The organism is Clostridium vincentii (genome assembly GCF_002995745.1).
Lineage (GTDB): Bacteria > Bacillota > Clostridia > Clostridiales > Clostridiaceae > Clostridium > Clostridium vincentii.
The window spans coordinates 71,131-93,443 of sequence record NZ_PVXQ01000004.1 but is presented as its reverse complement, the minus strand read 5'-3'; the positions used below and the strand labels follow the sequence as shown (position 1 = coordinate 93,443).

24 protein-coding genes are annotated in these 22,313 nt (G+C 31.0%); all 24 read left to right on the top strand.

The window, feature by feature from the left end; translation table 11 throughout:
* Nucleotides 1–11 precede the first annotated feature (11 nt).
* Nucleotides 12–1,817: a translation elongation factor 4 gene (gene lepA, locus CLVI_RS02945; RefSeq protein WP_106058669.1), complete on the top strand. Its 1,806-nt coding sequence runs from the start codon at nt 12–14 to the stop codon at nt 1,815–1,817.
* Between the two features lie 176 nt (nt 1,818–1,993).
* Complete coding sequence (locus CLVI_RS02940) at nt 1,994–2,434, top strand: hypothetical protein (protein ID WP_106058621.1); 441 nt, start codon at nt 1,994–1,996, stop codon at nt 2,432–2,434.
* A 47-nt stretch (nt 2,435–2,481) separates the two neighbouring features.
* Nucleotides 2,482–3,606 carry a radical SAM family heme chaperone HemW gene (gene hemW, locus CLVI_RS02935; protein WP_106058620.1) on the top strand — a complete coding sequence of 375 codons (1,125 nt, stop codon included), beginning with the start codon at nt 2,482–2,484 and terminating at the stop codon, nt 3,604–3,606.
* A gap of 173 nt (nt 3,607–3,779) precedes the next feature.
* On the top strand, nt 3,780–4,814 hold the full coding sequence (hrcA, locus tag CLVI_RS02930) for a heat-inducible transcriptional repressor HrcA (protein ID WP_106058619.1): 1,035 nt from the start codon (nt 3,780–3,782) through the stop codon (nt 4,812–4,814).
* 23 nt (nt 4,815–4,837) lie between these two features.
* A complete protein-coding gene (gene grpE, locus CLVI_RS02925) occupies nt 4,838–5,449 on the top strand; it encodes a nucleotide exchange factor GrpE (protein ID WP_106058618.1) in 612 nt (203 codons plus the stop codon).
* Nucleotides 5,450–5,504: 55 nt separating this feature from the next.
* Nucleotides 5,505–7,352, top strand: a complete 1,848-nt coding sequence (gene dnaK / locus CLVI_RS02920) for a molecular chaperone DnaK (RefSeq protein ID WP_106058617.1) — start codon at nt 5,505–5,507, stop codon at nt 7,350–7,352.
* A gap of 99 nt (nt 7,353–7,451) precedes the next feature.
* Nucleotides 7,452–8,567 carry a molecular chaperone DnaJ gene (gene dnaJ / locus CLVI_RS02915; RefSeq protein WP_106058616.1) on the top strand — a complete coding sequence of 372 codons (1,116 nt, stop codon included), beginning with the start codon at nt 7,452–7,454 and terminating at the stop codon, nt 8,565–8,567.
* Nucleotides 8,568–8,729: 162 nt separating this feature from the next.
* On the top strand, nt 8,730–9,368 hold the full coding sequence (locus tag CLVI_RS02910; RefSeq protein ID WP_242980533.1) for a pentapeptide repeat-containing protein: 639 nt from the start codon (nt 8,730–8,732) through the stop codon (nt 9,366–9,368).
* 83 nt (nt 9,369–9,451) lie between these two features.
* Nucleotides 9,452–10,393: a 50S ribosomal protein L11 methyltransferase gene (prmA, locus tag CLVI_RS02905; protein ID WP_106058615.1), complete on the top strand. Its 942-nt coding sequence runs from the start codon at nt 9,452–9,454 to the stop codon at nt 10,391–10,393.
* A 97-nt stretch (nt 10,394–10,490) separates the two neighbouring features.
* Nucleotides 10,491–11,252, top strand: a complete 762-nt coding sequence (locus CLVI_RS02900) for an RsmE family RNA methyltransferase (RefSeq protein WP_106058614.1) — start codon at nt 10,491–10,493, stop codon at nt 11,250–11,252.
* Entirely contained in the window at nt 11,252–12,559 is a 1,308-nt protein-coding gene (mtaB, locus tag CLVI_RS02895) for a tRNA (N(6)-L-threonylcarbamoyladenosine(37)-C(2))-methylthiotransferase MtaB (protein ID WP_106058613.1), read from the top strand. The genes CLVI_RS02900 and mtaB overlap by 1 nt, the downstream gene beginning before the upstream one ends.
* A 91-nt stretch (nt 12,560–12,650) precedes the next feature.
* Nucleotides 12,651–12,995, top strand: a complete 345-nt coding sequence (locus CLVI_RS02890) for a histidine triad nucleotide-binding protein (protein WP_106058612.1) — start codon at nt 12,651–12,653, stop codon at nt 12,993–12,995.
* Between the two features lie 127 nt (nt 12,996–13,122).
* Nucleotides 13,123–13,299 (top strand): 30S ribosomal protein S21, encoded by a 177-nt coding sequence (rpsU, locus tag CLVI_RS02885; RefSeq protein ID WP_106058611.1) that lies wholly within the window; start codon nt 13,123–13,125, stop codon nt 13,297–13,299.
* A 30-nt stretch (nt 13,300–13,329) separates the two neighbouring features.
* Nucleotides 13,330–13,779: a GatB/YqeY domain-containing protein gene (locus CLVI_RS02880; protein WP_106058610.1), complete on the top strand. Its 450-nt coding sequence runs from the start codon at nt 13,330–13,332 to the stop codon at nt 13,777–13,779.
* Nucleotides 13,780–13,870: 91 nt separating this feature from the next.
* Complete coding sequence (yqfC, locus tag CLVI_RS02875; protein WP_106058609.1) at nt 13,871–14,158, top strand: sporulation protein YqfC; 288 nt, start codon at nt 13,871–13,873, stop codon at nt 14,156–14,158.
* Nucleotides 14,155–15,282: a sporulation protein YqfD gene (yqfD, locus tag CLVI_RS02870; protein WP_106058608.1), complete on the top strand. Its 1,128-nt coding sequence runs from the start codon at nt 14,155–14,157 to the stop codon at nt 15,280–15,282. The genes yqfC and yqfD overlap by 4 nt, the downstream gene beginning before the upstream one ends.
* Nucleotides 15,283–15,317: 35 nt before the next feature.
* Nucleotides 15,318–17,375, top strand: coding sequence for an HD family phosphohydrolase (locus tag CLVI_RS02865; protein WP_106058607.1), 2,058 nt, complete (start codon nt 15,318–15,320; stop codon nt 17,373–17,375).
* Between the two features lie 64 nt (nt 17,376–17,439).
* The gene (gene ybeY / locus CLVI_RS02860) at nt 17,440–17,940 is read left to right on the top strand and encodes an rRNA maturation RNase YbeY (RefSeq protein WP_106058606.1); all 501 of its coding nucleotides are present in this window, start codon (nt 17,440–17,442) and stop codon (nt 17,938–17,940) included.
* A 23-nt stretch (nt 17,941–17,963) separates the two neighbouring features.
* A complete protein-coding gene (locus CLVI_RS02855) occupies nt 17,964–18,665 on the top strand; it encodes a diacylglycerol kinase (protein ID WP_106058605.1) in 702 nt (233 codons plus the stop codon).
* Nucleotides 18,666–18,814: 149 nt separating this feature from the next.
* On the top strand, nt 18,815–19,216 hold the full coding sequence (locus CLVI_RS02850; RefSeq protein ID WP_106058604.1) for a cytidine deaminase: 402 nt from the start codon (nt 18,815–18,817) through the stop codon (nt 19,214–19,216).
* Nucleotides 19,217–19,225: 9 nt separating this feature from the next.
* Complete coding sequence (era, locus tag CLVI_RS02845) at nt 19,226–20,110, top strand: GTPase Era (protein ID WP_106058603.1); 885 nt, start codon at nt 19,226–19,228, stop codon at nt 20,108–20,110.
* A gap of 15 nt (nt 20,111–20,125) precedes the next feature.
* Nucleotides 20,126–20,875, top strand: a complete 750-nt coding sequence (recO, locus tag CLVI_RS02840; protein ID WP_106058602.1) for a DNA repair protein RecO — start codon at nt 20,126–20,128, stop codon at nt 20,873–20,875.
* Between the two features lie 5 nt (nt 20,876–20,880).
* On the top strand, nt 20,881–21,495 hold the full coding sequence (locus CLVI_RS02835) for a DUF4342 domain-containing protein (protein ID WP_106058601.1): 615 nt from the start codon (nt 20,881–20,883) through the stop codon (nt 21,493–21,495).
* Nucleotides 21,496–21,673: 178 nt separating this feature from the next.
* Nucleotides 21,674–22,309 (top strand): transcriptional regulator CcpN, encoded by a 636-nt coding sequence (gene ccpN, locus CLVI_RS02830; protein ID WP_106058600.1) that lies wholly within the window; start codon nt 21,674–21,676, stop codon nt 22,307–22,309.
* The last annotated feature ends 4 nt before the right edge of the window (nt 22,310–22,313 follow it).

The window sequence follows — 22,313 nt, the reverse complement described above, 5'->3', positions numbered from 1 at the left end:
AGTTTAAATATATGACAAGTGATAGAAAAAAAAACATAAGAAATTTTTCCATAGTAGCACATATAGATCACGGCAAGTCTACTTTAGCAGATAGACTTTTAGAAGCCACAGGAACTTTAACCCAAAGAGAAATGGATAATCAGGTTTTAGATAGCATGGACCTTGAACGGGAAAGAGGAATTACAATTAAGTCTCAAGCTGCAAGACTTGTATATAAAAGAGATAATGGAGAAGAATATATTTTAAATCTTATTGATACCCCGGGGCATGTGGATTTCACCTATGAGGTTTCAAGAAGTTTAACAGCTTGCGAAGGTGCGATTCTTGTAGTAGATGCCACCCAAGGAATTCAAGCACAGACCCTAGCAAATTGTTATTTAGCTTTAGATAACGATTTAGAAATTATTCCTGTAATAAATAAGATAGATTTACCTTCTCAAAGGGCAGAGGAAGTAAAAAAAGAAATAGAGGACGTTTTAGGGATTGAAGCACAAAATGCACCTATGATATCAGCTAAGACTGGCTTGAACATTATAGATGTTCTTGAAGAAATTGTTGAAAAACTTCCACCACCAGAAGGTGATGAGGAAGCTCCTTTAAAGGCTTTGATTTTTGATTCATATTATGATAGCTATAAAGGAATAGTATCCTATGTGAGAATTAAGGATGGAAAAGTTAAACAAGGAACAAAGATTAAGCTTATGGCAACTGATAAGATTTATGAAGTTGTAGAAGTAGGAGTCTTTACACCAAAATTATTACCAGTAGATGAATTAAGAGCTGGCGATGTTGGTTATATAACAGGATCTATTAAAAATGTACGAGATGCTAGAGTAGGAGATACAATTACTGAAGCGTTAAGACCTACAAAAGAAGCACTTCCAGGATATAAACCTGCAATACCAATGGTGTTTTCAGGAATATATCCTGTAGATGGAGCAAAATATGATGAATTAAGGGAAGCATTAGAAAAATTACAAATGAATGATGCGGCCTTAGGCTTTGAACCAGAAACATCTAATGCTTTAGGCTTTGGTTTTAGATGTGGATTTCTTGGACTTTTGCATATGGAAATAATTCAAGAGAGAATAGAGAGAGAATTCAATTTAGATATTATTACAACTGCACCTTCTGTTATTTATAAGGTAGCAAAGACTAATGGAGAGAAGTTTGATATTACTAATCCTACAAACCTTCCACTAGAAACAGAGATAGAATATATGGAAGAACCTGTTGTTAAAGCCTCAATTATTGCGCCAACAGAATATGTAGGGACAGTTATGGAACTTTGCCAAGAGAGAAGAGGCATATATATAGATTTGCAGTATATGGAGGAAACTAGGGCAATAATAAACTATGAAATACCATTAAATGAAATAGTATATGATTTCTTTGATACTCTAAAATCAAGAACAAGAGGGTATGCTTCTTTAGATTATGAATTTAAAGGTTATATAAGAACTGAATTAGTTAAGCTTGATTTATTGTTAAATGGAGAGGTCGTAGATGCAATATCTATGATAGTTCCAAAGGAAAGAGCGTACGAAAAGGGGAAAGCAATAACTGAAAAGCTTAAGAAAATTATTCCAAGACAAATGTTTGAAATTCCAATACAAGCATCAGTAGGAGCAAAGATTATAGCTAGGGAAACAGTTAAGGCTATGAGAAAAGATGTTCTTGCTAAATGTTATGGTGGAGATATTTCTAGAAAGAAAAAACTTCTTTCTAAACAAAAAGAAGGTAAGAAGAAAATGAGACAAATGGGATCAGTTGAAGTTCCACAAGAGGCTTTTATGGCTATTCTTAAGGTTGATTAGACTAGCTTACTTTAAAGTGGCAATAAGAGATAAATTCTTATTGCCATTTTTTTAATAAATTCTTTTAAGAATTATTTAAGAAAAACTTTATACTAAAGAGGTATAAAAACAGAAAAAAATGAGTTATAATTGTCTTAGATATTATAGATAATATTCATAAATAAGGAGGATTTAGGATGTTTTTAAATGAATTGAATGGACAAGAGGCAGTTGCATTTATTAATTTAGTAAACCAATTTGCAAATATTGATGAGTTTTTTGCTAAGGAAGAAAAGGAATTAATTAAAAGCTACTTAGAGGAATTAAATGTAGAGAGAGACAAACTTAATTCATTAAATTATGAAGAGATAATTAATGAATTGAAAAAAGGTACTAATAGGGTCAAATCAATAGTGTATTTTGAATTAGTAGGTTTAGCATTAGTAGATGGCGAATATGGCGATAGGGAAATAGATTTCCTTGATAAAATTGCTGTAGGCTTAGATATAAAAAGAGCTAAGAAGATAGCTTTTGCAAATTATTTTTTCAATTTCAAAGATGTATATGATTTTTCTGTTGTTGAATCAGATAGTAAGATTAAATTACTAAAAGACGAGGCAGAACTTTTATTAGCATAAAACAATTAAGGGCGTATAGCCCTTTATTTTTTTTTAAGGAGTTTAAGATGAAAGAAACAGCGTTATACATACATATTCCTTTTTGCAAGCAAAAATGTTTTTATTGTGATTTTCCATCATATGCAAAAAAAGATGGGTTAATTAATGATTATATTTCTGCATTGTGTAAGGAAATAAAAGAAAGGTGTAAGGGATACAAGATAAGAAGTTTATTTATTGGTGGTGGAACACCTACTTATTTGGATGAGGTTCAATTAGAGATATTAATGAATACAATAAAGGAATTGAATTTTATATCAAATGCAGAAAAATCAATAGAATGTAATCCTGGAACTGTAAATGAAAAGAAATTTCGGTTAATGAAAAGTGGCGGAATAAATAGGCTAAGTTTTGGTTTGCAAACTACAAAAAATGATTTGTTAAAAAGTATAGGAAGAATTCATAGTTTTGAAGAATTTGAAAGAAACTATCATTTAGCTCGAGATATAGGATTTAATAACATTAATATAGATATGATGTTTGGGCTTCCTAAGCAAGAGGTTAATGATTGGATGTCTAGTTTGGAAGAGGTTGTTAAATTAAACCCTGAGCATATATCAGCTTATGGTTTAATTATAGAAGAGGGGACGATTTTCAATAAATTATATAAAGATGATAAACTTTCTTTGCCGCTAGAGGAAGATGAAAGAAAAATGTATGATGAAGGAAGAAAGTTTTTAATAGAATCTGGATACAATCAATATGAAATTTCCAATTATGCTAAATCAGGTAAAGAGTGTTTACATAATAAAGTTTACTGGAGATGTGAAGAATATATGGGAGTGGGTGCATCAGCTAGCTCGTATATAGAAAATAAGAGATTTAAAAATCTGAATAATTTAGAAGAATACATAAATAAAATAAATAGAAATGAAAAGTTTACTGAAGAAGAACATGAAAATACACAAAAAGATAATATGGAAGAGTTTATGTTTATGGGACTTAGAATGATTGAGGGAATAGAAGAAGATGAATTTAAAAATAGATTCGGAGTAGATGTAGATTCTATTTACAAAAATGTTATAGATAATAATATCAAAAGAGGTTTATTAATTAGAAAAAGTGGCAAAATATATCTAAGTAAGGTTGGTATTGAACTATCAAATATAGTTATGAGTGATATGATTCTGTAAAATAGAGTAATTAGATGAAAACAAGAGTAATAAGGCGATAATCAATCTATTTTGCCGTAGATAAAGCAAATTAAATCTATTTTAAATTGACAAAGAAAAAAAGAAATACTATATTAATAGTGTAGTCATTAGCACTCACGTAATGAGAGTGCTAACAAAATTGAGGTGAGGGTATGGCTATTGATGGAAGAAAAATCAAAATTCTTGCAGCTATAATCAATGATTACATCAATACAGGAGAGCCTGTAGGCTCAAGGACAATAGCAAAAAAATATGATTTAGGTGTTGGTCCTGCAACTATTAGAAATGAAATGTCTGATTTGGAAGACTTGGGGTATTTAGAGCAGCCACATACTTCTTCAGGAAGAATACCTTCAAGCAAGGGATACAGACTTTATGTAGATAGTTTAATGGAGAAAGCTCTTTTATCCGTAGAAGAAGAACTGCATATAAAAAAATATATTATAGACTGTGCTATGTTAGAAGTTGATAAAATTGTTAAGCAAGCAAGTACCCTGCTATCTGAACTAACTAATTTAACTTGTATAGTACAAACATCATCTATAATGAGAAGCTATATTAAATCCGTTCAATTATTGAAAATTGATGAACATAACCTAGTGTCAGTTATAATAACAGATAATGGAGCTATAAAAAATCATAGAATTAGAGTTTCAAAAATGCCATCTTTAGAAGAATTAGTTGATATTAATAATGTAATTAATGGAAGACTTAGAAATTTAAATATAGATGAGATAAATCTGGAAATTATAAATGATGTTAAGAGAGATCTTAAAGGATATGATGATTTATTTAATGCAATAGTTCCAGCATTATATGATACCTTAAAATCTGAAAATTCATCGGAAATATTCATGGAAGGAACAACAAATATATTTAATTATCCAGAGTATAACGATATAAATAATACAAAAGAAATTTTGAATCTTTTATATAATAAAGATTATGTAATTGAAATTATTGAACCAAATGGCGAACTTTCAATAAAAATTGGAGATGAAAATTATTTGCCAGAAGCAAAGAATTGCAGTGTAATATCTGCTGAATATTCTTTTGGAGGCAAACCTCTAGGAACTATAGGCCTTATAGGACCAAGAAGGATAAATTACTCCAGGGTAATAGCCATAATGGGGCAGGTAATGAAGGAGCTAAATGAGACCTTGAAAAATCAAGGCTTAGATAACTAAATTATAAGAGACGAGGTGTAGTTTTGAAAAAAGAGGATAATAAAAAAGAAATATTAGAAGACAATGAAGAAATAATCCAAGAGGATGAAAAAATCATTGATGAAAATGTTGAAGAAGTAATTAATTCAGAAGATATAGTCGAAGAAGAAGTTCAGGAAGAAAGTAATGAGGATGAATTAGATATGCTTAGAAAAAATAAAGATAAAATTAAAAAGCTTACTAATGAAGTTGAAACTTATAAGGATAGACTCATTAGGGTAACTGCTGAATATGAAAATTTTAGAAAAAGAACTACAAAAGAAAAAGAAGGCATATATACAGAAGCTTGTTCGGATGTTTTAAAGGAATTAATTCCTGTTATAGATAACCTTGAGAGAGCATTTGTAGCAGATGGTAGCATTGATGATTTGAAAAAAGGTATAGAAATGACATTAAAGGGAGTACAAGGATCCCTTGTAAAACTTGGAGTTGAAGAAATTGATGCCTCCAAAGAATTTGATCCTAATTTACATCAAGCAGTAATGCATATAGAAGATGAAGCTATTGAAAAAAATACTGTAGTGGAAGTTTTCATGAGAGGATATAAAAGAGGAGAAAAGATTATACGACATTCAGTTGTAAAGGTAGCTAATTAATTAAAAATTTAAATATATAAAAATAAAAGATTTATTTTAAGGAGGAACATTAAAAATGGGAAAAATTATAGGAATTGACTTAGGTACAACAAATTCATGTGTAGCAGTTATGGAAGGTGGAGAGCCTACTGTTATATCAAATTCAGAGGGTGCTAGAACTACTCCTTCAGTAGTTTCATTTAAACCTGACGGAGAAAGATTAGTTGGTCAAGTAGCAAAGAGACAAGCGATTACAAATCCAGATAAGACAATAATTTCAATTAAGAGAGAAATGGGTACAAACCACAAAACAAATATTGATGGAAAAGATTATTCACCACAAGAAATATCAGCAATGGTACTTCAAAAGATTAAGGTTGATGCTGAGGCTTATTTAGGTGAAAAAGTAACTCAAGCAGTAATTACTGTTCCAGCATATTTTAATGATGCTGAAAGACAAGCAACTAAAGATGCTGGTAAAATAGCAGGTCTTGAAGTTTTAAGAATAATAAATGAACCAACAGCTGCAGCATTAGCTTATGGATTAGATAAGACTGATCATAGCGAAAAGATATTAGTATACGATCTAGGTGGCGGTACTTTCGATGTATCTATTCTTGAACTTGGAGATGGAGTATTTGAAGTGTTATCAACAAATGGTGATACTAAATTAGGTGGAGATGACTTTGACCAAAAGGTTATAGATTATATAGCTCAAACATTTAAGGCTGAAAATGGTGTGGATTTAAGAACTGATAAGATGGCTGTTCAAAGATTGAAGGAAGCTGCTGAAAAAGCTAAGATAGAATTATCTTCTTCAACTCAAACAAATATTAACTTACCATTTATAACTGCAGATGCAACAGGTCCTAAGCACATTGATATAAACTTAACTAGGGCTAAGTTCAATGAGTTAACTCATGATTTAGTTCAAAGAACAGTAGGACCAATGAAGAAGGCATTATCTGATGCAGGTCTTTCAATTGATCAAATAGATAAGGTAATATTAGTTGGTGGATCTACTAGAACTCCAGCAGTTGTAGATGCTGTTAAAGACTTTACAGGCAAAGATCCTTCAAAGGGTGTTAATCCTGATGAATGTGTTGCTATTGGTGCAGCTATTCAAGCTGGAGTATTAACTGGAGAAGTTAAGGATGTATTATTACTAGATGTTACTCCATTAACACTTGGAATTGAGACTTTAGGTGGAGTTGCTACAAACTTAATCGAAAGAAATACAACTATTCCAGCTAAGAAGAGTCAAACATTCTCAACAGCTGCAGATGGTCAAACATCAGTTGAAATTCATGTAGTTCAAGGTGAAAGACAAATGGCTGCTGATAATAAGACATTAGGACAATTTACATTATCAGGAATTGCTCCAGCTCAAAGAGGAGTTCCTCAAATTGAAGTTACTTTTGATTTAGATGCTAATGGTATTGTTAAGGTATCAGCATTAGATAAGGGAACTGGTAAAGAAGCTAACATTACAATTACTGCTTCAACTAATCTTAGTGATAATGAAGTAGAGAATGCTGTTAAGGAAGCTGAAAAGTTTGCTGAAGAAGATAAGAATAGAAGAGAAAAGATAGAAACTCATAATAATGCTGAACAAGTTATTTACCAAACAGAAAAGACTTTAACTGAACTTGGAGATAAGGTAAGTGCTGAGGATAAGGTTAAAGTAGAAGCTAAACTTGAAGAAGTAAAGAAGCTTAAAGATAGTGATGATACAGAAGCTATTAAAAAGGCAATAGACGAATTAAATCAAGAATTCTATGCAGTATCTTCTAAGATTTATGCTGATGCAGCAGCACAACCAGGAGCTGAAGGGTCTGATCCAAACCAAGGTGCAGAAGCAGGAGAGGCTCCACATGATGATAATGTTGTAGATGCAGATTTTAAGGTGGATGAAGAAAAATAATTATCAAAGCTAGTTAAAATCTAATATAATAAAAGAGGGAAGACAGAAGATAACCGTCTTCCCTCTTCTTAATGATAAACATAGGTGGTGAAATAACAGATGGCAAACAAAGACTATTATGAAACTCTAGGACTTCAAAAAGGTGCTAGTGATGATGAAATAAAAAAAGGTTTTAGAAAGCAAGCTATAAAGTATCATCCTGATAAAAATCAAGGAGATACAATATCAGAAGATAAGTTTAAAGAAGTAAATGAAGCTTATCAAGTGCTTTCAAATCCAGAAAAAAAGGCTCGATATGATCAATATGGAACAGCTGACCCTAATGGATCTAATCCAGGCGGGGGATTTGACTTTTCTGATATGGGTGGTTTTGGAGATATTTTTGACAGTTTCTTTGGTGGCGGCGGTGGCGGCTCATCAAGAAGAAGAAACGGACCAACTAGGGGAAGTGATCTTGAATATAGCATGACTTTAACTTTTGAGGAAGCTGTATTTGGAACTAAGAAAGAGGTCTCTGTTACAAGAAGTGAAAATTGTGAAGATTGTAATGGAACCGGAGCACAAAAGGGCACAAGTGCAACTACTTGCTCTCAATGTGGTGGAGCTGGCCAAGTAAGGGTACAAAGACAAACTCCTCTTGGAAACTTTGTAAGCACAACTACATGTGATAAGTGTGGCGGTACTGGTAAAATTATATCAACTCCTTGTCATACCTGTAAGGGAAAAGGTAAGGTTAGAAAAAATAGAAAAGTTACTGTTAATATTCCAGCAGGAGTTGATACAAATAACGTTATGCCTTTAAGAGGTCAAGGTGAACATGGTGATAATAGTGGCCCACCAGGTGATTTATACATTAAGATAAGAGTTACTCCTTCAAGTAAATTTACAAGAAAGGGTAATGATATCTATGTTGATACCCATATATCAATGGGTAAAGCAGCTCTAGGAACTGAGATTAAGGTTCCTACTGTAGATGGAGATGTTAAATATACTATTCCAGAAGGAACTCAATCAGCAACTTTATTTAGACTGAAATCTAAGGGAGTGCCAAGAGTTAATTCCAGTGGACGAGGAGATCAATACGTTAAGGTTATAGTGGATATTCCTAAAAATCTTAATGAAAAGCAAAGGGAAGCTCTATTTGTATTTATGGAAGAATCAGGAGAAGAGATAACAAAAGAAGAAAAACATAAAAAAGGATTTTTCCATAAATAGATTTATTGTATAAAAAGTTATCTTAAATTAGAATTTAGTTTCGATTTAAGATAACTTTTTTATTTAGTATTAATCTTAAAGGATGTCTTTAATTTTCAATATGCTATTATATAAATGGAACATAATGATAAATAATTTTAATAGTAAGGAGAATTAGCGCTAGTGGGAAATATAAAAATAGAGAAACCTAATTTAATTAGTGAATTAGTGGATAACATGAATATTAAAGAGTTATTAACAAATGAGAGAGAGATAATAGACAATCTTGTTAGTGGTGACTTGATAGAAGATATAGAAGAGTGCATAGAAATCAGAGGATCGTATTTTAAAAATGTAGTCTTTAGCAATTGTTCTTTTAGGAATATAGATTTGTTGGATGTTAAGTTTGAAAATTGTGATTTGTCTAATATTGACTTTTCAGAAGGAAGCATTCATAGAGTAGAATTTAATAATTGTAAACTTACAGGAAGCAACTTCTCAGAAGGTAATATTAAAAATGTCGTATTTAGTGAATCTATTTTAAAGTATGCAGGTTTTGCATATTGTAAAATGAAGTTTATTAAGTTTGTTAATTGTAATCTTCAAGGAGCAACATTCTTAGAAAGTAGTTTTAATAAAATAGACTTTAAGGAATGTAAATTAAATGAAGTAGATTTTACTAGCACTATTCTTAAGGGAATAGATTTTAGAGATTGCGAAATAATGGCTTTAAATTTAATGGGAAAAGAACTTAAGGGAGCAATAGTATCTCCAGGACAGGCTATGGAACTTGTTGGGTTATTAGGTGTTTTAGTTAAATAAAAGAAAAAATTATTGACACTATACTTTTTAAAAGTGTAATATATTATATTAGTCTAAGTGGCTAAGAAAGGAAGGCGATATTTTTGAACGGAACGTGGATAGAAATTAGAGTTATTACTAAAAGTGAGGCATTAGAACCTATTTCAGGTATATTTTACAGCCTTGACTGCAAAGGGGTAGCTATAGAGGACCCAGAAGACTTGCTAGGGAGAGAACAAGGACCATTTACTTGGGATTTTGCAGATATAAATGTTTTAGAGTATAAGGGAGAATTTGCTGTTGTTAAGGGATACTTCCCAGATGAGGAAAACATAGAAGAAATATTATCATACATAAAGGAAAAGGTTGAAGAAATTAAGGGGTTAGGTATAGATGTAGGTCTTGGAAGAGTTGAATCTATAAAAATTCATGAAGAAGATTGGGCAAATACATGGAAAAAATATTTCAAGCCTTTAAAAATTGGTGAAAAGATTGTAGTTAAGCCAATATGGGAAGAATATGAACAGAAGGATTCTGAATTAATAGTGGAACTTGACCCTGGTATGGCATTTGGAACTGGTGATCATGAAACTACAAAGATGTGCATTCAGGCCTTGGAGAAGTATGTAGAAAAGGATAGTACTGTTTTTGATGTTGGATGTGGCTCAGGAATACTTGCTATATCTGCAGCAAAATTAGGAGCTAAAAAGGCTGTTGGAGTGGATTTAGATCCAGTGGCTGTAAAATCTGCATTAGAGAATGTAGCTTATAATAATCTTGATAATATCGAAATTTTACATGGAAATTTAATTGAGGTAATAGAAGGTAAGGCTGATATAGTTGTAGCAAATATACTTGCTGAAATTATTTGTATCCTAGCAGAAGATGTTAGTCGTGTTCTTAAATCAGGGGGATACTTTATAACATCAGGTATAATTCATGATAGGGTGGAAATGGTTACAAATAAACTTGAAGAGTGCGGATTTGTTGTTGAAACAGTTAATAAAGATGGGAAATGGAACTGTATTATTGCAAAACTTAAGTAATTAAGTAATTAAGTAATTAAATAATTAAGAAATTAAATGATTGAGAAATTAAGTAATTAATAAATTAAGAAGTTAAGTAATTAAGGAGAGAAGGAAAATGCATAAATTTTTCACCCCTGCTGAAAATATTAATATGGATGAGGGGAAAATAACAGGCGATGATGTAAAACATATATATAAGGTTTTAAGATTAGTCCAGGGAGAGAAGGTTGTTTTAAACAACTGTCAGGGCACGGAGTATCTTGGCGAGATAGCGAATATTTCTAAAACTGAGGTTTCTATTAAAATACTTGAAAAACTTGATATAAATAATGAGAGTGGAGTAGAAATATATCTATTTCAAGGATTACCAAAGTCTCAAAAGATGGATTTAATAGTTCAAAAGGGTACAGAACTTGGTGTAACCGAGTTTATACCAACAATTACGCAACGGGTAGATGTTAAGCTTAAGGGTGAGTTTAAAAAACTTGACAGACTTAATAGAATTGCTTTAGAGGCTGCAAAGCAAAGCAAACGTAGCTTAATACCAATAGTTTCAGACCCTATAGATTTTGAACAGGTTTTAAGAAGGATAAATACTATGGACATCTTTTTAGTTCCTTATGAAAATGCTGAAAACTTTGGAATTAAGGGAGTAGTTTCAGATATTATAAAAAATGGAAAGATAAATAAAGTAAAGAAAATAGGCGTAATGGTTGGTCCTGAAGGCGGTTTCGAGGAGGAAGAAATAAATAAACTAAAAGATGCGGGGGCATATATCATAACCCTTGGCAAGAGAATACTAAGAACTGAAACAGCGGGTTTTGTGGCTACATCTTTAATACAATATGAGTTAGGTGATTTAGGAGGTATAGTTTAATGAAAGTTGCATTTGCTACTCTAGGATGTAGAGTTAATGTATACGAATCAGAGGCTATGGCAGAAAAATTTATTAGAGAGGGCTATGAGGTTGTTGATTTTTCAGAAGTGGCTCAGGTTTATGTTATTAATACATGTACAGTAACTAATATGGGTGATAAGAAGTCTAGGCAAACAATTGGACGGGCAAGAAGATTAAATCCAGAGGGGATAATAGCTGTTGTAGGATGTTATTCTCAAATGGCACCTGACGAAGTTTCGGCTATTGATGGTGTGGACGTTGTTCTTGGTACAAGAAATAAGGGCGATGTGGTATACTATGTAAATAAGGCTAGGGATGAAGAGAAAATTCAAGTTCATGTTGAAGGAGTTCTTAAAAACAATAAGTTCGAGGAACTTATCATAGAAGATTATCAAGATAAGACTAGAGCTTTCCTAAAGATACAAGATGGATGTAATAGATTTTGTACATATTGTACAATACCTTACGCTAGAGGTTCAGTATGCTCAAAAGATCCTAGGCGTGTAATAGAAGAGATAAAAAGATTAAGTGAACATGGATTTAAAGAAGTTATTTTATCAGGAATTCATACTGCTTCTTATGGATTAGATTTAGATGGCAAGATTACTTTAGTAGATTTACTAGAGGATATTGAAAAGGTAGATGGAATTGAAAGAGTAAGAATAGGTTCAATTGAGCCAGCTTTTTTTACTGCAGAAGTAGTTGAAAAGCTAAAAAAAATGAAGAAATTGTGTCCCCAATTTCATCTATCCCTTCAAAGTGGATGTAATTCAATATTAAAGAGGATGAATAGACAATATAGTGCTGAAGAATATAAGAAGATAGTTAATGTATTAAGAGACAATATTAAGGATGTTTCAATAACTACAGATGTTATTGTTGGCTTTCCAGGAGAAACAGAGGAAAATTTTATTGAAACTTATAAGTTTTTAGAGGGAATCAAGCTTACTAAAACACATATTTTTAAATATAGCCCACGAAAAGGTACAAAAGCGGCGGATATGCCAAAGCAATTAGACGGAAAAATAAAAGAGAAAAGAAGTAAAGAACTTATACAATTAAATGAAAAAAATGAAAAAGATTTTATAAAAAAGTATATTGGAAAAAATATGTCGGTTCTTTTAGAGCAAAAGGTTAATGCTGATGATGGTAGTCTTGAAGGATATACTAGAAATTATATAAAAGTTAAAGTGAAAAAGACGAAAGCTGATATGAGAGGAAAAATAATCAATTGTAACATTAAGGAGGCTTATGCAGAATATGCTGTAGGTAGTTACATTGAATAATTTTAGAGTAAACCCGGCTCACATAAGTTCGTTGGGTAAGTTCAAGTAATCGAATATAAAATTCGGACTTTCACTTAAAGGGGGTGAATTTATGGAGGATTGCATTTTTTGTAAAATAATAAAAGGTGAAATTCCTAGTAATAAGATTTATGAAGATGACAAGGTAATTGCATTTCATGATGTTAATAAAGAAGCGCCAGTACATTTTTTAGTAATACCAAAGGAACATATAGAGAGTGTGAACGTAATAAATGAAAAAAACTCATTAATAGTTTCACACATTTTCCTTGTAATTAATAAATTAGTTAGTGAGCTAGGGATAGATAAACAGGGTTATAGAATAGTGAATAATACGGGAGAAGATGGAGGGCAATCTGTAAATCATATCCATTTTCATGTTCTTGGAGGAAGAAATCTTACTTGGCCACCAGGTTAATATTTAAAAATAATTCATAAGAATTATTGACAGGTCTTTACTTATCACTGTATAATATAACGTGTGTTGTTAAGCCCGTAGCTGAGTTGAATTTAGAGATTTTAGCTAGCGGAGGGAGGGATAATTAATGTCAGAAATTAAAGTTGGAGACAATGAAACACTAGAAAGTGCGTTAAGAAGATTTAAGAAAAAATGTGCTAAGTCTGGAGTTCTAGGAGAAATAAGGAAAAGAGAACACTATGAAAAGCCAAGTATTAAGAAAAAGAAGAAGTCAGAAGCTGCTAGAAAGAGAAAGTTTAAATAGAACATTTCTTTCGAAAGAAGGTTTTAAGGTATGCCAACAATAAAAGAGAGACTTCAAGAGGATTGGAAAGCTGCATTGAAATCTAAAGATAAGGTTAAAGCCAGTGTTCTTAGTACAGCGAGATCGGCAATATTATTAGTTGAAAAAACTGATAATAGAAAGATTGAAGATGAAGAAGCTATAGAAATATTGGCTAAAGGAATCAAGCAGAGCCGGGAAGCAATGCTTGAATTTGAAAAAGGTAATAGACAGGATTTGGTAGATCAGAATAAATCTGAGATTGAAATCTTGTTAAACTACCTTCCTCAGCAATTAAATGAAGAAGAGATTAAGCAAAAGGTCGAAGAATCAGCTATAGAAGCGGGCGCTAGTAGCATTAAAGACATGGGAAAAGTTATGGCTTTACTTAGACCTAAGATATTAGGTAAAGCTGATGGCAAACTTGTAAGTCAATTCGTTAAAGAATATTTAACTAAATAAATAACAAAAGGACTCATTTGAGTTCTTTTTGTTATTTTTTTTTGCCTTAAATCATAAAGTACATTGATAGAAATAATTTGAGGAGAGCAAAGTGGAGGATAAAATAAGGCATGGAAAAGAAGTAATCACAGAAAAATTAAATATGCCAAGGGAATTGTCTCTTGATGTACCTAAGATAATAGTTATAGGTAATAGAGATATTACAATAGAAAATCATAAAGGTATTATAGCCTTTGATGTAAATGAAATAAAAATAAATTCTAGAGTGGGCGCAATTAAAATTCAGGGGAGCAATTTTGAAATATTGTACATAGGAGGAGATACAATAAGTATTAGTGGAACGTTTAAAGCAATTATATATGAGGGATGTACAGAATGAGGTTTTTAGAAAAATTTAAGATTGGAAGAATTACATTAGAGGTTAGTGCTCCTGTACCTGAAAAATTCTTGAATCTACTATGGAATAAAGGCGTTAGGATAAAGTATGTAAATAGAATTAATATAAACACTCTTAGCCTTGAAATAGGTTATGGAGAATATAAAGAAGTTGAAAAAGCTGCAAAAAAATGTAAAGCAAAAATTCGTATTGTAAGTCGAGACGGGTTAATTTTTCTAATTATAAGAGTGAAAAGAAAAATATCATTACTAGCAGGTGTTTTAGTTTTTTTAGGCGGATTATATTTATTATCTACTCATCTTTGGGCTATTGAAATAACTACAAAACAAAATGTCGCTCCTTTTGAAATAAGAAAACAGCTAGCTGACCTAGGGATAAAACCAGGGTTGAGTAAAAATAATATAAATGTATATACTTTAGAAAAAAAAATAGAAGATGTAAATTCTAATATTCTTTGGATTAGGGCCAGAATAGAGGGGTCTACATTAAAGGTTGTAATAGAAGAAAAGGTTGCTCCTCCAAAAATTATTAAGGTGGATACTGTTGGAGATTGTGTGGCTAAAATGGATGGAGAAATTAAACGTATATATATAAAATCGGGAACTTCAAATGTAGCCCCAGGAGATATGATTAAAGAGGGCGATGTTTTGATTAAAGGTATAGAAGGTAAAGAGGGGGGCGAATATTCAGTAGATGCTACGGGGACGGTTATAGCTAATACATTTTATGAGAAGGAAATGGAAATAAAGACAAGTGGAACTAAACTTGAAAAGACAGGAGAAAAGGACAATGATATATACTTAGAGTTTTTTAATAAAAAGATTTACTTAAAAAAAGCTATAAATAACTTTAAGTATTATGATACTATAGATAATAAGAAAGGTTTCATAAATCAAGTAACTTATTTTGAGAGAGAAAAAAACGAGATAAAAATAAATCAGGAAGAAGCTGTAGTAGATGCAACAGTACAACTGGAAGAATCATTATCTAAAGCTCTAAGTAATGATGTTAAAATATCTAATAAAGAGGTTCATGTTGAAGATATTGGAGATGGAGTAATTAGAATTAAAGTGATGTTTTTAGTTGAACAAAATATAGCAGGATAACTGAATAGTCACGGATTGATGAAAAGGTGGGAAATATGAGAGTGGATAAAAATAAAGGCCTTAATATTAGGAAAAAAACAAAACGAATAATTTTATTTGGAATTACATTTGTTATAGCTTACTCTATTATAGCAAGTGCTATAGTGCCTAAAAAGTATAGCTTGCAAGTTGGAGATATACCTAATGGTGATATTAAAGCAACGCGAGATACTATTGATGAGAAGGGTTCCGAGGAAAAGATTCAGGCATTGTTAAATGTTGTTGATAAACAATTTACTATAAAAGTTCAAGTTAGAACACAAGCGGAAGAAAATATAATGGGTTTATTAGAAAAGGCAAATGCTTTAAGCATATCAACTTTGCCAGAAAATGAAAAAATAGCTGCACTTGCAAAGCTGGAGAATATAAAATTAAATAACGATGAATGTGCTATATTATTAAAGTTATCGGAGGAAGAAATTTCTGCAATTAAAGATAGCGTACCAGTAATATTAGATGCTAGCTATGAAAAGAATGTTGAAGATAGTCAAGAAAGTGAAGAGGTTGCTCAAAATATAGCTATAAAGGAAATTAGCAACTTAAATTTAAATTCAGATTTAGAAACTTTGCTAAAAAATATATTTATTCAAGAAATAAAACCTAATTTTTTCTACGATGAGGAAAAAACTCAAGAAAAAATAGCGGAGATAAAAAAAAATACTGAGAAAGTTATAATTAAAAAAAACCAAATTATTATAAATGATGGAGAGCCAGTTACTCAAAGTCAGATAGATGTCTTAAAGGAGTTGGGAGTTTTAGGGGCGAACTCTGGGAAGGGATTCGTTTTCCTGTATTTAGTCCTTGTAATATTAGTAGGAGTAGTTTTATTAATACAATATTATTATATTAATAAGAATTATAATGAGATTTATAATGATTTAAGCAAGTTATTGTTAATAAGTTTGCTTAATGTTATGTCGCTATTAATTGCTAGAGTATTATATATAGCAAATCCCTATCTGATTCCATTTGCTTGTACTCCATTATTATTAACACTTTTAGTTAATTATAAGATAAGTTTATTTACAAGTGTAGTTAATGTAATTTTAATAAGTTCAGTTGTTCAATTTGATACAGGGGTAATTATTATAGCACTAGTAAATGCAGTGTTAGGGGCAACTATATTAAGAAAAATGCAACAAAGAAATGATATACTTTATGCATCAATTAATATTGTGGTATTAGTAATACTAATTAATTTTTCTGTAGGAGTAATTCTATCCAGTAATATAACACAAACATTATTAAATACTTTGTTTGCTATAGTTGGAGTATTTATATCAGGTATATTAGCTATTGGTTTATTGCCTTTCTTAGAAGGTATGTTTGATATAGTTACTACATTAAAGTTATTAGAACTTAGTAACCCTAACAGTCCATTACTTAAAAAATTACTCATGGAAGCCCCTGGGTCATATCATCATAGCATGTTGGTTGCAAACCTTGCTGAAATGGCAGCAGAAGAAGTTAATGCTGATCCTGTTATTACTAGAATAGGAGCTTATTATCATGATGTTGGCAAAATAACAAGACCGTATTTCTTTAAAGAGAATCAATTAACTAAAGAAAATCCCCATGATAAGATAAATGCAAGTTTAAGCACGTTAATAATAGTTTCTCATGTTAAGGAGGGACTTGAACTTGCAAAGGAATATAAAATTCCAAAGATTATACAAGATATAATTGCACAACACCATGGAACAACTATAGTCAAATATTTTTACTATACTGTAAAAAATAAATCTGAACACCCAGAAGAAATTAAGGAAGAGGACTTTCAATATCCAGGCCCTATACCGAGCAGTAAAGAATCAGGGATAATAATGCTTGCAGACTCTACCGAAGCTGCTGTAAGGTCCATAAAGGATCCTACAAAGGGTAAGATAGAGGAAATGGTAAATAATATTATAAAAGATAAACTTAATACAGGGCAATTAGATGATTGTGATTTAACTCTTAAGGATTTAGGTAAAATACGAAGGTGCTTTTTAAAAGCACTAAATGGTATATATCATAAAAGAATAGAATATCCAACAGAAAAAAATAAAAAATAAAGGTTAGTGGTAAATTCTTAATGAAGATTAATTATTTACCATTCATTTTAAGGTAGGAGAAAAAATGATATACGTGGATAATAGACAAGATAAAGTAAAAATAAAGAATACAGAAATAGAGGAATTAAAAAGAACAATTATATTTGCTCTTAATGAGGAAGAAGTCTTAATTCCTACTGAAGTTTCTTTGTTGTTAGTAGATAATGATGAAATTAGAGAAATTAATAAGACGACTAGAGGTATTGATAGGACAACTGATGTGTTGTCATTTCCTATGTTAGATTACCCTAACAATAAAGTTTACAAGGATAAATATAAAGATTTCAATTTTGATGAAACATATATGGACGGAGAATACCTTGTTTTTGGAGATATAGTTATTTCTCTGGAGAAAGCTTTAGAACAAAGTAAAGAGTATGAACATTCATTTCAAAGAGAAGCCTCTTATTTAGTTGTTCATTCAGTTCTTCACTTATTAGGATATGACCATATGGAGAGACAAGAAAAAGATATAATGAGAAAAAGAGAAGAAGACATACTAAATAAACTAAATATAAGTAGATAATTAAAGTTAAGAGGTGAGAATACATGAAATTAAAAAAACTTATTGATAGTCTTAATCATGCCATAAATGGAATTATAGATGCGGTAAGAACTGAGCGTAATATGAAAATACATCTAATAGTAGCTTTAATAGTTTTTATCGCTTGCTTCTTATTTGATGTATCAAAGATAGAATTTTTAGTGTTAGCAATAACTATAACAATGGTTATTGCAGCTGAGATGATAAATACAGCTATTGAAGCTGCGATAGATATGACTACAAACTATTATCATCCTCTTGCAAAGGTAGCAAAAAATGCAGCTGCAGGGGCTGTTTTTATAACAGCTATTAATGCTATTGTAATAGGATACGTTATATTTTGGGATAAGTTATCTAATATTTCTTATGTAGTTGTTCATAAGGTTAAGAATTCAGAACCTTATACTATTTTTATTGTATTAGTGATAGTTAGTATTTCAACTATAATTGCAAAGGCTATATTTGGAGAGGGAACTCCTTTAAAAGGTGGAATGCCAAGTGGACATAGCTCGTTGGCATTTTCAATTGCTACAGCAATAGCATTTATTACAGAAGAGCCAATATGTATAATGCTAAGCTTCTTAATGGCTTTTATAACAGCTCAAAGTAGAGTGGACTCTGAAGTCCATTCCTTATCGGAGGTTGTAGCTGGAGCTGCCCTTGGTATGATATTAACTGTCCTAATATTCACTATATTTAAGATCTAATTTCAAATTATATTAAAAAGATGTTTAATATTTAACATCTTTTTATTTCTATGCTTTTTTAATTATATGTAAAATGCTATAATAAAATTACATATAATATAGAGTTGAGATATGTATATAAAAGTTTGATTTTCCATGGAGGAATAAACATGAATATCATAGGATTAATAGAAGGAGCTTTAAATGTTAGAGAAATGGCATATTGTCCTTATTCTAACTTTAAGGTTGGAGCGGCAGCCATCTTTGAAGATGGGGAGATATATACTGGATGCAATATAGAGAATGCTTCCTTTGGCGCCACTAATTGTGCAGAGAGAACTGCAATATTTAATGGGATATCAAAGGGAAATAAGGTTCTTAAGGCATTAGCCTTGGTTGGGGATGTAAATGCTTTTACATATCCATGTGGTATATGCAGGCAAGTTATTTCTGAATTCGCAGAAAATGGAGAAATGAAAATTTATATAGTAAAAAATAAAGATGAGATTTTAGTTAAAACTTTAGATGAGATAATGCCAGGAGCCTTTACTAGTAAGGACTTGGACAATTAAGGAGGAAAAATGTTTAAATCAGGATATGTTACTATTATAGGAAGACCTAATGTAGGAAAATCGACATTGATGAATCGTATTTTGGGGGAAAAGTTATCAATTGTTTCAAACAAACCCCAAACTACAAGGAATAATATTCAAACTATTTTAACAAGCAAAGAACATCAGATTATTTTTGTAGATACACCCGGAATACATAAGCCTAAGCATAAATTAGGAGAATATATGGTCAACTCAGCAAAAAATTCAATGAAAGAAGTAGATATAATAGTATTTATAACTAACCCAGGTGAGGAACTTGGACGAGGAGATAGGTTTATTCTTGAATCTTTGAAAGATACAAAAACACCTGTTTTTCTAGTATTGAATAAGATTGATGAAGCAACTAAGGAAAATGTTGCTGAATGTTTAGCAAAATACTCTCAAGAATTTAACTTTAAGGAAATAGTACCAATTTCAGCTTTAAGAGGCAAGAATGTAGATGTTTTAGTTGACCTTATGGTACAAAATCTACCTGAAGGGCCTATGTACTATCCAGAGGATATGATAACAGATGTTCAAGAAAGATTTATTGTATCGGAAATAGTTAGAGAAAAAGCTTTAAGAACATTAAGAGATGAAGTTCCCCATGGTATAGCTGTAGATGTTCTACAAATGAAGCAAGCAGAAAATGGTACATATCATATAGAAGTAGATCTAATTTGCGAAAAAGACTCACATAAGGGCATAATAATAGGTAAGAATGGACAAAGTCTAAAGAAAATTGGAGAAACTGCTAGATATGAACTTGAAAGAATGTTTGATTCAAAAGTTAATATAAAGATATGGGTAAAGGTAAGAAAAGAGTGGAGAGATAACCAGAATCTATTAAGGGAATTAGGATATAAAAAATAAAGGATAACGTAGGGGATGGTTAAACTGTCGCTATTGAAATGTAATGCTGTAGTAATAAAGACTCAAGATTATAAGGAAAATGATAAACTTGTATGGTTATATACTGATGAGCTAGGAAAGATAACTACTATAGCAAAGGGATCAAAAAGAAGTAAGAGCAAGTTATTTGCAGTTACTCTTCCCTTTTGCTATGGTGAATATTTAGTTTTTAAGGGTAAAAACTTATTTAATTTGCAAGAGGGGAAAATTAACAATTCCTTTCAAGGTCTTTTAAATAATCTAGATAAGCTTACCTACTCATCATATATATGTGAGTTAATTGATATTGCATTATTAGAAGGTGAAAGTGATGAACTGCTTTTTAAGCAGTTCGTAACCACTTTATATTTATTAAATACAGATGCTATAGACTATGAACTTCTAATAAGATCATTTGAACTGAAACTTTTAAAGGCTACTGGATATGGATTAGATTTAGAATATTGTACCTCTTGCAAAAAGAAAATAAATGTGTCAAATTATATAAGTCCTACATCCTTTGGAGGGATATGCGAAGAATGCAATAATGAACACGGAATATATATATCAAAGGGTGCTTATAATGCAATAAAGTTTTTATTTAATACTCCATCTGATAAGATTTATAAATTAAATCTTTCTAAGGACATAAAAAAAGAAATAGAAAAGATATCCACGTTTATTATTTCTTCAAATTATGCAAGAAAACCAAAAAGCTTGCAAATGTTAAATTATATAAAGGAGTGAGTATTATGGAAGAAATTACATTGGAAAAGGTTGATCAGGTTAAGGCAAGAACTGGAGTAAGTTATGCTGAAGCTAAAAAGGGATTAGAAAGTTGTGGTGGTAATGTTCTAGAGACAATTATACTTTTAGAAAAAAATCACAAAATTAATCATAGTGATAATAAAGAAAATGAATCAGAAAAAGATACTGAAAATATAAATGAATTTAAAGAGTGGTTAGGAGACTTAATCCAGAAAGGAAATATATCAAGGGTTAAGATAAAAAAAGATAATAAAATGTTAGTAGATATACCAGTAAATGCAGGTATTGCAGCAACCGTTATAGCTATAATTATTCCACCAATACTTGCTTTTGTAGTTATAGCAGCAGTTGCTACAAAAATAACTATAGAAATAACAAAAGAGGATGGTTCTGTAGAAGTAGTTAATAAGTACATTTCAAAGGTCGCTGATGAAGTAAAAGGGAAAAGTACGATTTTTGCAGGGCACATAAAAAATAAATTTGATGAAGTAAAAGAAAACTTTGCAAACAAGGAATCTGAAAAACAAAAAGTTTATACTGGAGAAGAAACTGTTTATAGTTACACAGTTAATTTTGATAAGGAAGAAAGTGAAAAATAACAGTTAAATTAGTAAAAGATGTTAATTAAGAGAGATAAATAAGAAATATTAAACTAATTTGTGTGACTTTTCTGAAAATTTAGTATAGTTAAACTATAATAAAGTGTTATAATTATACTGTAGTAAGAAAAGTTACTATAAATGTAATATTACTATATCTCTAGGAAGAGGGATTAGAATGAAGTTGTCAGATAGGCAAGAAAAAATAATCGATCTAGTTAGAGTTGGACAGCCGGTTACAAGTGTAGCTTTAGCTGACAAACTTGGAGTTACTAGGGCAGCTCTTAGAGCAGATCTAGCTATATTAACAATGATAGGAACACTAGATGCTAGGCCTAAGGTAGGATATGTTTACTCGGATAAGCCTAAAAGAAATTTACTTTTAGATTATATAAGTGATATTAAGGTATCTGAAATTATGTCGAAGCCAGCAGTAATAAGTGAGAGTACTATGGTTTATGATGCAATCGTATACTTATTTTTGAATGATGTAGGTACAGTTTTTGTAGAGAATAATGGGAACTTAGTAGGTGCAGCATCTAGGAAAGATTTTTTGAAAATTTCTATAGGTGGTACAGATATTCATAAAGTCCCTGTGGGAATAATAATGACTAGAATGCCGAATATTATTTGTGGTAGAGCAGATGATAGTGCCTATGAAATAGCTAGTAAGATTATAGAACATGAGATTGATAGTATACCAATAGTTGAAACCTTAAAAGTAGATGGTGATAAAGAGCAATATAAGATTATAGGAAAGGTTTCAAAAACTAATATTACAAAGCTATTTGTTAAAATGGGTAAAAGTAAATAGCTTA